The sequence below is a fragment of the Bacillus rugosus genome (assembly GCF_023238245.1).
Lineage (GTDB): Bacteria > Bacillota > Bacilli > Bacillales > Bacillaceae > Bacillus > Bacillus rugosus.
Genome location: NZ_CP096590.1, coordinates 18,424 through 32,500, shown reverse-complemented (window position 1 = coordinate 32,500; position 14,077 = coordinate 18,424). Strand labels below are relative to the sequence as shown.

Genomic DNA, 14,077 nt, shown 5'->3' with positions numbered 1-14,077 from the left:
CATGGGTAGATCACCTGGTTTCGGGTCTACGACCACGTACTCATGCGCCCTATTCAGACTCGCTTTCGCTGCGGCTCCGCATCTTCTGCTTAACCTTGCACGGGATCGTAACTCGCCGGTTCATTCTACAAAAGGCACGCCATCACCCGTTAACGGGCTCTGACTACTTGTAGGCACACGGTTTCAGGATCTCTTTCACTCCCCTTCCGGGGTGCTTTTCACCTTTCCCTCACGGTACTGGTTCACTATCGGTCACTAGGGAGTATTTAGCCTTGGGAGATGGTCCTCCCGGATTCCGACGGAATTTCACGTGTTCCGCCGTACTCAGGATCCACTCAGGAGAGAACGAAGTTTTGACTACAGGGCTGTTACCTCCTATGGCGGGCCTTTCCAGACCTCTTCATCTACCTCGTTCTTTTGTAACTCCGTGCAGAGTGTCCTACAACCCCAAGAGGCAAGCCTCTTGGTTTGGGCTAATCCCGTTTCGCTCGCCGCTACTCAGGGAATCGCATTTGCTTTCTCTTCCTCCGGGTACTTAGATGTTTCAGTTCCCCGGGTCTGCCTTCTCATATCCTATGAATTCAGATATGGATACCACTCCATTACGAGTGGTGGGTTTCCCCATTCGGAAATCTCCGGATCAAAGCTTGCTTACAGCTCCCCGAAGCATATCGGTGTTCGTCCCGTCCTTCATCGGCTCCTAGTGCCAAGGCATCCACCGTGCGCCCTTTCTAACTTAACCGTTAAAAAGAATCACTATGTGATATCTTGTATTACTAATTGAATGTGATGTCTACTGTTATCTAGTTTTCAAAGAACACGTTGGTGGAGCCTAGCGGGATCGAACCGCTGACCTCCTGCGTGCAAAGCAGGCGCTCTCCCAGCTGAGCTAAGGCCCCGTTATTTAAGATGGTGGGCCTGAGTGGACTCGAACCACCGACCTCACGCTTATCAGGCGTGCGCTCTAACCAGCTGAGCTACAGGCCCATCTTAACTTATTCAAGGAACAAAGTTCCTTCAAAACTAAACAAGACAGGGAACGTTCTGTTTATAAGACCCAAGGTCTTATATTCCGTAAATATCCTTAGAAAGGAGGTGATCCAGCCGCACCTTCCGATACGGCTACCTTGTTACGACTTCACCCCAATCATCTGTCCCACCTTCGGCGGCTGGCTCCTAAAAGGTTACCTCACCGACTTCGGGTGTTACAAACTCTCGTGGTGTGACGGGCGGTGTGTACAAGGCCCGGGAACGTATTCACCGCGGCATGCTGATCCGCGATTACTAGCGATTCCAGCTTCACGCAGTCGAGTTGCAGACTGCGATCCGAACTGAGAACAGATTTGTGGGATTGGCTTAACCTCGCGGTTTCGCTGCCCTTTGTTCTGTCCATTGTAGCACGTGTGTAGCCCAGGTCATAAGGGGCATGATGATTTGACGTCATCCCCACCTTCCTCCGGTTTGTCACCGGCAGTCACCTTAGAGTGCCCAACTGAATGCTGGCAACTAAGATCAAGGGTTGCGCTCGTTGCGGGACTTAACCCAACATCTCACGACACGAGCTGACGACAACCATGCACCACCTGTCACTCTGCCCCCGAAGGGGACGTCCTATCTCTAGGATTGTCAGAGGATGTCAAGACCTGGTAAGGTTCTTCGCGTTGCTTCGAATTAAACCACATGCTCCACCGCTTGTGCGGGCCCCCGTCAATTCCTTTGAGTTTCAGTCTTGCGACCGTACTCCCCAGGCGGAGTGCTTAATGCGTTAGCTGCAGCACTAAGGGGCGGAAACCCCCTAACACTTAGCACTCATCGTTTACGGCGTGGACTACCAGGGTATCTAATCCTGTTCGCTCCCCACGCTTTCGCTCCTCAGCGTCAGTTACAGACCAGAGAGTCGCCTTCGCCACTGGTGTTCCTCCACATCTCTACGCATTTCACCGCTACACGTGGAATTCCACTCTCCTCTTCTGCACTCAAGTTCCCCAGTTTCCAATGACCCTCCCCGGTTGAGCCGGGGGCTTTCACATCAGACTTAAGAAACCGCCTGCGAGCCCTTTACGCCCAATAATTCCGGACAACGCTTGCCACCTACGTATTACCGCGGCTGCTGGCACGTAGTTAGCCGTGGCTTTCTGGTTAGGTACCGTCAAGGTACCGCCCTATTCGAACGGTACTTGTTCTTCCCTAACAACAGAGCTTTACGATCCGAAAACCTTCATCACTCACGCGGCGTTGCTCCGTCAGACTTTCGTCCATTGCGGAAGATTCCCTACTGCTGCCTCCCGTAGGAGTCTGGGCCGTGTCTCAGTCCCAGTGTGGCCGATCACCCTCTCAGGTCGGCTACGCATCGTTGCCTTGGTGAGCCATTACCTCACCAACTAGCTAATGCGCCGCGGGTCCATCTGTAAGTGGTAGCCGAAGCCACCTTTTATGTTTGAACCATGCGGTTCAAACAAGCATCCGGTATTAGCCCCGGTTTCCCGGAGTTATCCCAGTCTTACAGGCAGGTTACCCACGTGTTACTCACCCGTCCGCCGCTAACATCAGGGAGCAAGCTCCCCTCTGTCCGCTCGACTTGCATGTATTAGGCACGCCGCCAGCGTTCGTCCTGAGCCAGGATCAAACTCTCCGATAAATGGATCGCAAGTTAAGTTCACCGCATCCTGCGGTGACACCTGCGTGACCTGCATCGTGCAGGCCCTAGTTTGACTGACTACGCACATCACTGTGCGATTTTATAAAAATGAATTAACAGGTACGTTTTGTCTTGTTTAGTTTTCAAAGAACTTTGTTTACCGCTCTTAAAGCGACTTTATAATCATAACATTTCCTGCCGCTTTCGTCAACAACTTTTTTAATGAGTTCTTTTTAAAAAGCGATTGTCATCAGCGACGTATATTAGAATAACACCTCCGATTGATAAAGTCAACATATAATATCATTTAAATAATAAATTGCTTAATGATGACTAAAGCAGCTATTCCCGGTATTCCTAAAATCCCGCTGATAGCAGTTGTGACAAGATTAATCGGCACATGAATGCCAAGACTGCCGCCAAACATATTTACACAAACGAGCAGCAAAGCGCCCGCCACAAATTTAACAGCTGTGATGCCTATCCACTTAAACGGCTTTGCAGCTGAACCTGATAAAAAAAGAAGAATAACCAGTCCTAAAATAATCCCTATAATAAAAATAGGCTCCATGAATCTTCTCATCTCCTTTGCTTGTTCTAGTACAAGCTTATGAGAAGATCCAGGAGTTTAGACCACTTACTTCCATCGGCTGATTTTTAAATTTCGCTGTTTCGCTTCCCTCAAGTAAAAAAAATATTTCGCTTCAGCTACTTTCAGTTCGTACAACACTTCAGCAGACGGCTCTAAGCTTTTTTCAACCAGCTTTTTTTGCCTGTTCCACTCTTCCTTTTGCTTAAAAAGCTGCTCGGTTAGTTTTTCATCAAACTCTCTTCTCAATGTTTTCTTGCGAAGAAAACCCATGGATCGCTTTTTCCTCCTTACAATTCACGTCTTCCTTCAAGTGCTTTAGAAAGAGTGACCTCATCAGCATATTCCAAATCGCCGCCGACGGGCAGTCCGTGGGCAATACGGGAGAGCTTAATACCAGACGGCTTTAGGAGCCTTGATATATACATCGCCGTTGCTTCCCCTTCTATATTAGGGTTTGTTGCGAGAATCACTTCTGTCACTTGATCATCCTGTAATCGTTTTAACAATTCTGGTATTTTAATATCCTCTGGCCCGATGCCGTCCATTGGAGAAATGGCGCCGTGGAGAACGTGATACTGTCCATTGTATTCCTTCATTTTCTCCATAGCGATAACATCCTTAGGGTCTTGCACAACACAGATAACAGACTTATCCCTGCGCGTATCTTCACATATATAGCAAGGGTCCTGATCTGTAATATGCCCACAAACTGAACAATATGTCAGGTTGCGTTTCGCATTTACTAATGCTTTGGCAAAATCTAATACCACATCTTCTTTCATACCTAGAACAAAAAAAGCCAGACGAACCGCTGTTTTCGGTCCGATCCCTGGCAATTTCATAAAGCTGTCAATCAGCTTTGATATTGGTTCAGGATATTGCATGTTCTTTTATCCCCCTAGAATAAACCTGGCATGTTCATTCCTTTTGTAAATTGACCCATTGTTTCGTTTGTGATTTCGTCAACTTTTTTCAGAGCTTCATTCGTTGCAGCAAGCACCAAATCTTGAAGCATGTCGATATCTTCCGGATCAACGACTTCCTCTTTGATGATGACATCCAGGATTTCTTTTTGGCCGTTTGCTTTTACTGTTACCATACCGCCGCCTGCAGTTCCTTCAACAACCTTTTCTGCAAGCTCTTCTTGAGCCTTCGCCATGTCCTTTTGCATTTTTTGCATTTGTTTCATCATTTTTTGCATATTTCCCATTCCGCCACGCATAGCATTCACTCTCTTTCATTTTGTTAGTCTTTTATTTCAATTAAATCCGCTCCGACAAGCTTTTTCGCCTCAGCAATAAGCGGGTCTTCTTCAGCCGGTTCATTTGATCCTTCATTTTCCTGCTGATGATCTACTAAAAATTCTTCTCTTATTTTACCCCATTGTGCTTCTGGAACGCCAATCAAATCCATTCTTTTTCCGAGCATCGATTCTAAAATATGCTCAAGATTGGTCCGGACTCCGTTATTATCCTCTGCGACCATTTTACAATGAATTTCATATTTGAATTTCAGAACAAATGCCGCTGAGGCGGCAGCCACAGGTTCACTGTCATTCAGCAAAGCGGCATGTGATACTTTGTTTTGCTGTTTGAGATGAGCAAGAAGCTTGCCCCAGCTGTTTTTGAGCAGGTCAAGATCCGGTCTCGTAGCTTCCTTCAGAATTTCATGAATTCTGCCTACTGGCGCTTTGTAATTGGATTTCCCGCCCTTAGGCACACGCGACGTTTCTTTTTTCGGGCTTTCCACCGCTGCTTTAATACCCGTAGTTTTAAGCCGCTCCACTTCCTGCTCGAGCTGCTGAATTTTTTTCATCAGCATATCAACTTCCGGCAGGTCAGCTGCTGATTGATGAGAAGTTTGACAAATCTTCACCACTGCCACTTCAAAAAAGATGCGGGGATGATTTGTCCATTTCATTTCTTGATGGCTCTTGTTCAGAATATCAATCATTTCATATATGGCCTGTGCCGGAATTTGTTCGCTTAGTCCTCGGAACGTTTCATCGACTTTTACTTTTTCAAGCACTCCTTCTAAGCCAGGGGCTGTTTTGTACAGCAGCATGTCCCTGAAGTAGAAAATCATATCCTCTATCAGCTTAGCTGGATCTTTCCCTTGCTGAAGCAGTTCATTTAATGTTTCCAGTGCGTCAGAAACATTTTTATCATGCAGGGATTGTGCAAGCTTCCCTATATATAATTGAGAAACAGCTCCCGTAATCAAAAGCGCATCTTCGACTTTCAGGACATCACCGCTAAATGATACCGCCTGATCAAGAAGACTCAAAGCATCCCTCATACCGCCATCTGCAGCACTCGCAATGATATCAAGCGATCCTTCTTCTACTTGCAGCTGTTCGGCATCAACAATTTTATTCATACGTCCGACAATCGCTTGGGATGTAATTCGTTTAAAATCAAAACGCTGACATCTGGAGATAATGGTTAAAGGAATTTTATGCGGTTCGGTTGTTGCTAAAATGAAAATACAATGCTCGGGCGGCTCTTCTAATGTTTTTAGCAATGCATTAAAGGCGCCGATAGAAAGCATATGTACCTCATCTATGATATATACCTTATATGTGACGGCCGACGGGGCAAACTTCACTTTATCGCGAATGTCACGAATCTCATCGACACCGTTGTTAGAAGCAGCGTCAATTTCTATGACATCGGATATTGACCCGTTTGTTATCCCTTTACAGGCCGCACATTCGTTGCATGGCTCATCAACAGGAGCATGTTCACAGTTGACAGCCTTGGCAAATATTTTGGCTGCACTGGTTTTTCCCGTTCCTCTTGGCCCAGAAAACAGATAGGCGTGAGAAAACTTTTTTTGCAAAAGGGCATTTTGCAGCGTTTTTGTAATGTGTTCTTGTCCAACCACATCTTCAAAGCGCTGAGGCCTGAATACTCGATATAAAGCTTGGTAACTCACGGGTTTGCCCTCCTCCGTTATTCATCATTCCTATTATACATGAACCTTGTTTCGATTCCAAAAGCTCTTTTTACATAACAAAAAACTCACCTAATGATAGGTGAGTCTGAAAATTTGATGATTGATTTACCGTGCACCTTCTGTCGATTCGCTACCCTAAGCGTTACTTAAGCAGTTAGCTCGGCCCAGGCAACCCTGCGGCACATGAGAGGTTTCACTTAATGCTGCTTCCTTCCGGACCTGACATGGTTCATGAATTCCCATTGCGCAGGACCCAAACGTCAACACCACTTACTTAAGGCAGACCTTAAAGTAAACGAACCTCGAGAAGGGATTCGGCCCCGCTAGAGCGGATTGCAGGTACAGGGCACCGCTACCTCCCCGCTTAGCACGGCAAAATAAATATCAAATTTTATATCGCATCTATTGCGATGCATACATAAGTATATCGTTTCCCCCTAAAAATTGCAACCGGACTACTCAGACAAGTTTTTCCTGAAGGTTTTCTTCTTTTTTCGCAGTTCTCTAAAAAACGAACTGAGCATTCCTCCGCATTCCTCCTCAAGTACCCCGCTTACCACTACAGCCTGGTGGTTAAAGCGCTCTTCCTGCAAAAGGTTCATGAGCGTGCCTGAACAGCCGCCTTTAGGGTCAAATGCACCAAATACCACTTTTTCTACTCGCGAAAGCACGACGGCACCGGCACACATCGGACAAGGCTCAAGCGTCACATAAAGAGTTGCACCCTCCAGCCGCCACGTTCCCAGCGCCTTACACGCTTCATCAATCACAAGCATTTCCGCATGAGCGATTGACCGCTGCTCCGTCTCTCTTAAATTATGTGCACGCGCTATGATTTCATCATTAACGACAAGCACAGCGCCGATTGGCACTTCACCTTTCTCTTCGGCTTTTTTCGCTTCTTTAATTGCTTCTTTCATATAAAGTTCATCTTGTGTCATAAGGATAAGCTCTCTTTTCAAGGTTTTTTCATTGCCTAAAAAGGCTACATATTAACTATAACTGATACTGAAAGGAGACTGTCGATTGTCCAAAGCAGACACAGCTCTTCTCATTGTAGACATGATCAATAATTTTGAATTCGATATGGGAGAAAGCCTCGCTAAAAAAACAGAAAAAATCGTTCCTCACATTTTATCATTAAAGAAGCATGCGAGACAAAACGACTGGCCGATTATTTACATTAATGATCATTATGGACTTTGGCAAGCTGATATTAAAAATATTCAGCAAAAATGCACGAATGAAAGAAGTAAGGATATCATCAGACAGATAGCTCCGGAAGATGCTGATTATTTTTTAATCAAACCGAAGCATTCCGCTTTTTACGAAACAGCACTTCACACTCTCCTTACCGAATTGCAGGTGAAGCATATTATCTTAACAGGTATAGCCGGTAACATATGCGTACTGTTTACCGCTAATGACGCTTACATGAGGGAATACAGCATCACGATTCCTAAGGACTGCATTGCCTCAAATCGTGACGAAGACAACGAATTTGCCTTAACCATGATGGAGAATGTTCTGTTCGCGAAAATTACGAAGGAGGAACAAATTACAGAAAAATAAACATGATCAGCGCTTTTCTTTCATACATTGGTAGCGATATGAAAGGAGGCGTTTTTCATTCAAATTTATGTGGTGAAACAAGGCGACACTCTTTCTGCTATCGCTTCACAATACAGAACAACTGTAAGTGAAATCACAGAAACGAATGAAATACCAAATCCCGACAGCCTTGTTGTCGGACAAACCATTGTCATTCCAATAGCCGGCCAGTTTTATGATGTTCAACAAGGAGATACTCTGACATCCATCGCACGGCGGTTCAATACAACAGCAGCCGAGCTTGCCAGGATTAACCGAATCCAGTTAAATACCATACTGCAGATTGGTTTCCGCTTATACATCCCTCCGGTTCCTAAACGAGACATCGAATCAAATGCTTATTTGGAGCCCCGCGGAAATCAAGTCAGCGAAAATCTCCAGCAGGCGGCCAGAGAAGCATCGCCCTACTTAACGTACCTTGGCGCATTCAGTTTTCAGGCACAGCGTGACGGAACCTTAGTCGCACCGCCTTTAACGAATTTAAGAAGCATTGCAGAGAATCAAAACACATCATTGATGATGATTATAACAAACTTAGAAAATCAGGCATTCAGCGATGAACTCGGCCGGATCCTTTTGAACGATGATACTGTAAAAAGAAGACTTTTAAATGAAATAGTCGAGAATGCCAAAAGATATGGTTTCTATGATATTCATTTTGATTTTGAATATTTGCGGCCTCAGGATAGAGAAGCATATAATCAATTTCTCCGTGAAGCAAGGGATCTTTTCCATCGAGAAGGCTTAGAAATTTCTACAGCGCTTGCCCCTAAAACAAGCGCAACACAGCAGGGCAGATGGTACGAAGCGCATGATTACAGAGCCCATGGCCAAATTGTCGACTTTGTTGTTCTCATGACATATGAATGGGGCTATAGTGGCGGGCCGGCTCAAGCCGTTTCTCCAATCGGGCCTGTTCGGGATGTCATAGAATATGCTTTGACTGAAATGCCTGCGAATAAAATTGTCATGGGGCAGAATTTATATGGGTATGACTGGACGCTGCCGTATACAGCAGGCGGAACCCCGGCAAGAGCAATAAGCCCTCAGCAAGCCCTTGTCATAGCCGCTGAAAACAATGCAGCCATTCAGTATGACCAAACCGCTCAAGCACCTTTTTTCCGCTATACTGATGCAGAAAACAGAAGGCACGAGGTGTGGTTTGAGGATGCCCGCTCAATCCAAGCAAAATTCAATCTGATTAAAGAGCTGAATTTAAGAGGCATCAGCTATTGGAAGCTGGGTCTTTCCTTCCCGCAAAACTGGCTGCTGCTATCTGATCAATTTAATATTGTCAAAAAGACGTTTCGATAATTTGGAAACGTCTTTTTTTCATGGGGGCACCTAAGGGTTGTGATACAATATGAAGGTCGGTAACTGACGAACGTTTTTCAGATATAAGGAGGATTCCGATGAATACAGCCCCTTTTATTGCAATAGAAGGTCCTATCGGGGCAGGAAAAACTACCCTCGCGACGATGCTCTCACAAGAGTTTGGATTCCCTATGATTAGTGAGATTGTTGAGGATAACCCGTACCTTGATAAGTTTTATGACAATATAGAGGAATGGAGCTTCCAGCTTGAAATGTTTTTTCTTTGTCACAGATACAAACAGCTTGAAGACACCGATGATCACTTTTTAAAAAAGGGACAGCCTGTGATAGCTGATTATCACATTTATAAAAATGTGATTTTTGCAGAACGCACCCTTTCTCAGCACCAGCTGGAAAAATATAAAAAGATTTATCACCTGCTGACAGATGATCTGCCAAAGCCAAATTTCATCATTTACATAAAGGCTAGTCTGCCTACATTGTTACACCGCATTGAAAAACGCGGACGCCCCTTTGAGAAAAAAATTGAAACAAGCTATTTGGAGCAGCTGATCGCAGATTATGAAGTCGCCATCAAACAGCTGCAAGAAGCAGATCCTGAACTTACAGTGTTAACCATAGATGGTGATTCAAAAGATTTTGTTTTGAATAAGAGCGACTTTGAACGCATTGCCGCCCATGTAAAGGAGCTTATCGTATGAAGGAACATTTTATCCCTAAAAATTCAATTATCACAGTAGCAGGAACAGTAGGTGTCGGAAAATCGACTTTAACAAAAGCTTTGGCTAAACGTCTTGGATTTAAAACCTCTCTGGAGGAAGTCGATCATAATCCATACTTAGAAAAGTTCTATCATGATTTTGAACGTTGGAGCTTTCACCTGCAAATCTATTTCTTAGCTGAACGATTCAAAGAACAGAAAACGATTTTTGAAGCCGGCGGAGGATTTGTACAGGATCGGTCTATTTATGAAGATACAGGAATCTTCGCAAAAATGCATGCTGACAAAGGGACAATGTCAAAGATTGATTATAAAACTTACACAAGCCTTTTCGAAGCAATGGTCATGACACCTTATTTCCCACACCCAGATGTATTGATCTATTTAGAAGGAGATCTGGAGAACATTTTAAACCGGATTGAAGAACGCGGCCGTGAAATGGAGCTTCAGACAAGCCGGTCCTATTGGGAAGAAATGCATACACGCTATGAAAACTGGATAAGCGGTTTTAACGCCTGCCCTGTTTTAAAACTCCGCATTGAGGATTATGATCTGCTGAATGACGAAAGTTCGATTGAAAATATTGTAGATCAAATCGCTTCAGTTATTCATGAAAATCAAAAAAAGTGAATCTCAACTGAGATTCACTTTTTCTTTATAATAAAAAATCCGTTGCACCGAATGCAACGGACAAAACAATCTCCAATATATGCTTGTGTTTCATTAGAATTAAAATCAATATGGCGGAGGAAGAGGGATTCGAACCCCCGCGGGCTTTGACACCCCTGTCGGTTTTCAAGACCGATCCCTTCAGCCGGACTTGGGTATTCCTCCGTATCGACAAGACTTACTATATCATGAATGTTCTTATATGGTCAAGCTTTTTTAAAAACTTTTTTTGTTTTTATAAAAATGCCGTGTTTACGCAGGCAAAAAGGCGCACCTTATCAGGCACACCTTTCACAATTTTATGGTTTTATTACTTCTTTATTCCCCATATAAGGGCGAAGCACTTTTGGAATTACAACGCTTCCGTCTTCCTGCTGATAATTTTCTAAGATAGCGGCTACTGTTCTTCCAACCGCCAGCCCTGAACCGTTTAGTGTGTGTACATGCTCAGGCTTGCCCTTCGCTTCACGTCTGAAACGAATGTTCGCACGTCTTGCCTGGAATGCTTCGAAGTTGCTGCAAGAAGAGATTTCACGATATGTGTCTTGGCTTGGAATCCAAACTTCGATATCGTATTTTTTCGCAGCCGTAAAGCCTAGATCACCCGTACACATGCTCATGACACGGTATGGAAGCTCAAGCAGCTGAAGAACTCGTTCTGCTTGGTTTGTAAGCTTCTCTAATTCTTCATAAGAATCTTCAGGCTTCACAAACTTCACAAGCTCAACTTTATTAAATTGATGCTGACGGATTAATCCGCGTGTATCACGCCCTGCTGAACCGGCTTCAGAACGGAAGCAAGCACTGAATGCCGCATAGTTGATCGGCAGGCTCTCACCTGAAAGGATTTCATCGCGATGCATGTTTGTAATCGGTACTTCCGCAGTTGGAATTAAGAAGTAATCTTCTTCTCTGATTTTAAACGCATCCTCTTCGAATTTAGGAAGCTGACCCGTTCCCGTCATACTTGCGCGATTTACCATATAAGGCGGAATCACTTCAGTATAGTTATACTCATCTACGTGCAGATCAAGCATAAAGTTATAAAGCGCACGCTCCAGACGAGCACCTAACCCTTTATAGAACACGAAACGGCTTCCGGTTACTTTTGCAGCACGTTCAAAATCAAGAATACCCAGCTCATCTGCAATATCCCAGTGCGGCTTCGGCTCGTAAGCAAATGAAGGCTTTTCACCCCATTTACGCACTTCTATGTTGTCGTCTTCTGTTTCACCTACAGGGACAGACTCATGCGGAATATTTGGGATTGAAAGAAGAATAGTATCAAGCTCAGATTCCACTTGTCTTAATTCTTCATCAAGTTTTTTAATTTCCTCGCCGACTTCACGCATTTCTTTAATAATGTGATCTGCATCTTTTTTCTCACGTTTCAGCACAGCTACCTGCTGAGATACTTCATTCCGTTTTCCTTTTAACTCTTCAACCTTGCCAATAAGCTCTCTTCGTCTATCGTCCAGCGCCTCAAACTTATCAAAATCAGTTAAGTCTTCGCCTTTGTGTACAAGCTTTGCTTTAATTTCTTGAAAATTTGCTCTCAGCATTTTTGTATCAAGCATGCGAAACACTCCTTTTTTATTGATTTGTCGAAAATAAAAAGAGCCCTCATCCCCATAAAGGGACGAGAGCTCTCGCGTTGCCACCCTGATTGAAAACAAGCCAAAGACTCGCTTTCCACTTTCACACATAACGGTTATCCCGTAAATGCCTACTTGTTTCAGCATTTCGCTCAAGGATGGATTCAGACAGCATCTTTCACCGATTCTCACCAACCATCGGCTCTCTTAGAAAGAGAGGCTTCTTACTAGTTCCTATCAACGCTTTTCGATCTTTATTTGTGCTTATAATGTACTATAAGTTTCCACAGCTTTCAACTGTTTTATACAAGTGCTTTCTGTTTGTATTCTTCAACCATTTGAACAAACAGCTGTGTCACTCGATGATCTTCTGTCAGCTCCGGATGGAACGAGCAGCCCAGGAATTGATCCTGTTTAGCAGCTACAATACGACCATTATGCTCCGAAAGAACTTCAACATTTTCATCAGCTTCTAAAATATGCGGCGCGCGGATGAATACCCCTGTAAAAGGCTTGTCCAGGCCTTTGATTGTTAAATCAGCTTCAAAGCTGTCAACCTGCCGGCCAAACGAATTACGTTCAACAACCACATTCAGCAACCCTAAATGAGGATTATCTGAACCAGCAATTTCTTTTGCTAATATAATTAATCCGGCGCATGTCCCGAACATCGGTTTTCCCTGGGCAGCAAATTCACGAAGCGGCTCCATGAATTGATACGTATCAATCAAACGTCGCATCGTTGTGCTCTCACCGCCGGGTAGAATCAGTCCGTCAATTTCATTCAGCTGCTCCGGGCGTTTAACCACAAGACCAGCCGCCCCGCATGCTTCAATTGCACGGATATGCTCTCTAACTGCTCCTTGAAGTCCTAGTACTCCTATTGTTAACATGCCAGCAGCACTCCTATATTTTTACCAGCCGCGTTCTTGCATACGCTGTTCTGGAAGTAAGTTTGAGATTTCAATCCCTTTCATTGCAGTACCAAGCTCTTTTGAAAGTTCAGCGATCAATTTGTAATCAGTGTAGTGAGTTGTTGCTTCCACAATTGCTTTCGCAAACTTAGCAGGGTTGTCTGATTTGAAAATACCAGAACCAACAAATACCCCGTCAGCACCAAGCTGCATCATGAGAGCAGCATCAGCAGGAGTAGCTACACCACCAGCGGCAAAGTTGACGACAGGAAGCTTGCCATCTTTTTTAATTTGAAGAAGAAGCTCGTAAGGAGCACCTAAGTTTTTCGCTTCTGTCATGATTTCATCATCACTCATCGCAACTACTTTACGCACTTGAGCGTTTACCTTGCGCATATGGCGAACAGCCTCAACGATATTCCCTGTTCCAGGCTCGCCTTTCGTACGAAGCATAGAAGCGCCTTCAGCAATACGGCGTGTTGCTTCACCAAGATCACGGCAGCCGCAAACGAAAGGAACTGTATATTCATTTTTATTTAAATGGAATTCTTCGTCAGCCGGAGTCAGAACTTCACTTTCATCAATATAGTCAACACCCATAGCTTCAAGCACACGCGCTTCAACAATATGTCCAATACGCGCTTTTGCCATTACTGGGATAGATACTGCATTCATTACTTCTTCCACGATTGTAGGGTCAGCCATACGGGCAACTCCTCCAGCCGCACGAATATCAGCTGGTACACGCTCTAGCGCCATTACAGCTACAGCTCCAGCCTCTTCAGCAATTTTCGCTTGTTCCGCATTGATGACGTCCATGATGACGCCGCCTTTTTGCATTTCTGCCATTCCGCGTTTTACACGTTCAGTACCTGTTTGAGCCATTTCTTGGTCCCCCTAATCAAGGTATAATTGTATGATTTCTAATCCTTATTGTATCCTAGAAATCCAATAATTCATATGGATATATATTATTTTATTCGGTTTTTAGCGCTTTGAAAATCATTTTTTCTTAAAAATTGGGTTTTTTCAGTATATTAAGCG

General features: G+C 44.3%; 13 protein-coding genes, 3 tRNA genes, 2 rRNA genes, 1 other RNA gene and 1 other annotated feature (1 of these 20 cut by a window edge). Of the genes, 4 read left to right on the top strand and 15 right to left on the bottom strand.

The window, feature by feature from the left end; all coding sequences use genetic code 11:
* From M0696_RS00170 to tadA, 11 genes are all read right to left on the bottom strand, one after another.
* Positions 1-742 (bottom strand): 23S ribosomal RNA (locus M0696_RS00170) (it extends 2,186 nt beyond the left edge of the window).
* Between the two features lie 81 nt (positions 743-823).
* Positions 824-899, bottom strand: a tRNA-Ala gene (locus M0696_RS00165).
* Between the two features lie 11 nt (positions 900-910).
* Positions 911-987, bottom strand: a tRNA-Ile gene (locus tag M0696_RS00160).
* A gap of 101 nt (positions 988-1,088) precedes the next feature.
* Positions 1,089-2,638, bottom strand: a 16S ribosomal RNA gene (locus M0696_RS00155).
* Together the 16S and 23S rRNA genes with 2 tRNA genes alongside form the textbook arrangement of a ribosomal RNA operon.
* 307 nt (positions 2,639-2,945) lie before the next feature.
* On the bottom strand, positions 2,946-3,209 hold the full coding sequence (bofA, locus tag M0696_RS00150; RefSeq protein ID WP_166854547.1) for a sigma-K factor-processing regulator BofA: 264 nt from the start codon (positions 3,207-3,209) through the stop codon (positions 2,946-2,948).
* A gap of 66 nt (positions 3,210-3,275) precedes the next feature.
* The gene (locus tag M0696_RS00145; RefSeq protein ID WP_003242387.1) at positions 3,276-3,500 is read right to left on the bottom strand and encodes a YaaL family protein; all 225 of its coding nucleotides are present in this window, start codon (positions 3,498-3,500) and stop codon (positions 3,276-3,278) included.
* A 17-nt stretch (positions 3,501-3,517) separates the two neighbouring features.
* On the bottom strand, positions 3,518-4,114 hold the full coding sequence (gene recR / locus M0696_RS00140; protein WP_003225425.1) for a recombination protein RecR: 597 nt from the start codon (positions 4,112-4,114) through the stop codon (positions 3,518-3,520).
* Between the two features lie 14 nt (positions 4,115-4,128).
* Positions 4,129-4,452: a YbaB/EbfC family nucleoid-associated protein gene (locus tag M0696_RS00135; protein WP_003225427.1), complete on the bottom strand. Its 324-nt coding sequence runs from the start codon at positions 4,450-4,452 to the stop codon at positions 4,129-4,131.
* Positions 4,453-4,475: 23 nt separating this feature from the next.
* Complete coding sequence (gene dnaX / locus M0696_RS00130) at positions 4,476-6,167, bottom strand: DNA polymerase III subunit gamma/tau (protein WP_222143883.1); 1,692 nt, start codon at positions 6,165-6,167, stop codon at positions 4,476-4,478.
* Positions 6,168-6,296: 129 nt separating this feature from the next.
* Positions 6,297-6,561, bottom strand: an RNA gene (ffs, locus tag M0696_RS00125) — signal recognition particle sRNA large type.
* A gap of 82 nt (positions 6,562-6,643) precedes the next feature.
* Positions 6,644-7,129, bottom strand: coding sequence for a tRNA adenosine(34) deaminase TadA (tadA, locus tag M0696_RS00120; RefSeq protein ID WP_222143884.1), 486 nt, complete (start codon positions 7,127-7,129; stop codon positions 6,644-6,646).
* Positions 7,130-7,214: 85 nt separating this feature from the next.
* Here tadA and M0696_RS00115 point away from each other — a divergent pair, with 85 nt between their 5' ends.
* The 4 genes from M0696_RS00115 (at position 7,215) to dck (ending at position 10,485) form a co-directional block, all read left to right on the top strand.
* Entirely contained in the window at positions 7,215-7,760 is a 546-nt protein-coding gene (locus tag M0696_RS00115) for a cysteine hydrolase family protein (protein ID WP_248602367.1), read from the top strand.
* 69 nt (positions 7,761-7,829) lie between these two features.
* Positions 7,830-9,113 carry a glycoside hydrolase family 18 protein gene (locus M0696_RS00110; protein ID WP_248602366.1) on the top strand — a complete coding sequence of 428 codons (1,284 nt, stop codon included), beginning with the start codon at positions 7,830-7,832 and terminating at the stop codon, positions 9,111-9,113.
* Positions 9,114-9,211: 98 nt separating this feature from the next.
* Positions 9,212-9,835, top strand: a complete 624-nt coding sequence (dgk, locus tag M0696_RS00105) for a deoxyguanosine kinase (protein WP_222143887.1) — start codon at positions 9,212-9,214, stop codon at positions 9,833-9,835.
* Positions 9,832-10,485, top strand: coding sequence for a deoxyadenosine/deoxycytidine kinase (gene dck, locus M0696_RS00100; RefSeq protein WP_222143888.1), 654 nt, complete (start codon positions 9,832-9,834; stop codon positions 10,483-10,485). Before dgk ends, dck begins: the two co-directional genes overlap by 4 nt.
* A 111-nt stretch (positions 10,486-10,596) precedes the next feature.
* On the opposite strand, the gene M0696_RS00095 is transcribed toward dck, so the two are convergent.
* The 4 genes from M0696_RS00095 to pdxS all read right to left on the bottom strand — a co-directional run bounded on the left by M0696_RS00095 (position 10,597) and on the right by pdxS (position 13,918).
* A tRNA-Ser gene (locus M0696_RS00095) sits at positions 10,597-10,689 on the bottom strand.
* 134 nt (positions 10,690-10,823) lie between these two features.
* Complete coding sequence (gene serS, locus M0696_RS00090) at positions 10,824-12,101, bottom strand: serine--tRNA ligase (RefSeq protein ID WP_248602365.1); 1,278 nt, start codon at positions 12,099-12,101, stop codon at positions 10,824-10,826.
* 55 nt (positions 12,102-12,156) lie between these two features.
* Positions 12,157-12,369, bottom strand: a binding site (T-box leader).
* A 52-nt stretch (positions 12,370-12,421) separates the two neighbouring features.
* A complete protein-coding gene (gene pdxT, locus M0696_RS00085; RefSeq protein WP_248602364.1) occupies positions 12,422-13,012 on the bottom strand; it encodes a pyridoxal 5'-phosphate synthase glutaminase subunit PdxT in 591 nt (196 codons plus the stop codon).
* Positions 13,013-13,033: 21 nt separating this feature from the next.
* The gene (gene pdxS, locus M0696_RS00080) at positions 13,034-13,918 is read right to left on the bottom strand and encodes a pyridoxal 5'-phosphate synthase lyase subunit PdxS (protein ID WP_166854554.1); all 885 of its coding nucleotides are present in this window, start codon (positions 13,916-13,918) and stop codon (positions 13,034-13,036) included.
* Positions 13,919-14,077: the final 159 nt, after the last annotated feature.

Coding starts and splice junctions, on each gene's coding strand:
- recR (WP_003225425.1), bottom strand. CDS start 4,114: ATGCAATATCCTGAACCAATATCAAAGCTGATTGACAGCTTTATGAAA.
- M0696_RS00135 (WP_003225427.1), bottom strand. CDS start 4,452: ATGCGTGGCGGAATGGGAAATATGCAAAAAATGATGAAACAAATGCAA.
- dck (WP_222143888.1), top strand. CDS start 9,832: ATGAAGGAACATTTTATCCCTAAAAATTCAATTATCACAGTAGCAGGA.
- tadA (WP_222143884.1), bottom strand. CDS start 7,129: ATGACACAAGATGAACTTTATATGAAAGAAGCAATTAAAGAAGCGAAA.
- serS (WP_248602365.1), bottom strand. CDS start 12,101: ATGCTTGATACAAAAATGCTGAGAGCAAATTTTCAAGAAATTAAAGCA.
- M0696_RS00145 (WP_003242387.1), bottom strand. CDS start 3,500: ATGGGTTTTCTTCGCAAGAAAACATTGAGAAGAGAGTTTGATGAAAAA.
- pdxS (WP_166854554.1), bottom strand. CDS start 13,918: ATGGCTCAAACAGGTACTGAACGTGTAAAACGCGGAATGGCAGAAATG.
- dgk (WP_222143887.1), top strand. CDS start 9,212: ATGAATACAGCCCCTTTTATTGCAATAGAAGGTCCTATCGGGGCAGGA.
- pdxT (WP_248602364.1), bottom strand. CDS start 13,012: ATGTTAACAATAGGAGTACTAGGACTTCAAGGAGCAGTTAGAGAGCAT.
- bofA (WP_166854547.1), bottom strand. CDS start 3,209: ATGGAGCCTATTTTTATTATAGGGATTATTTTAGGACTGGTTATTCTT.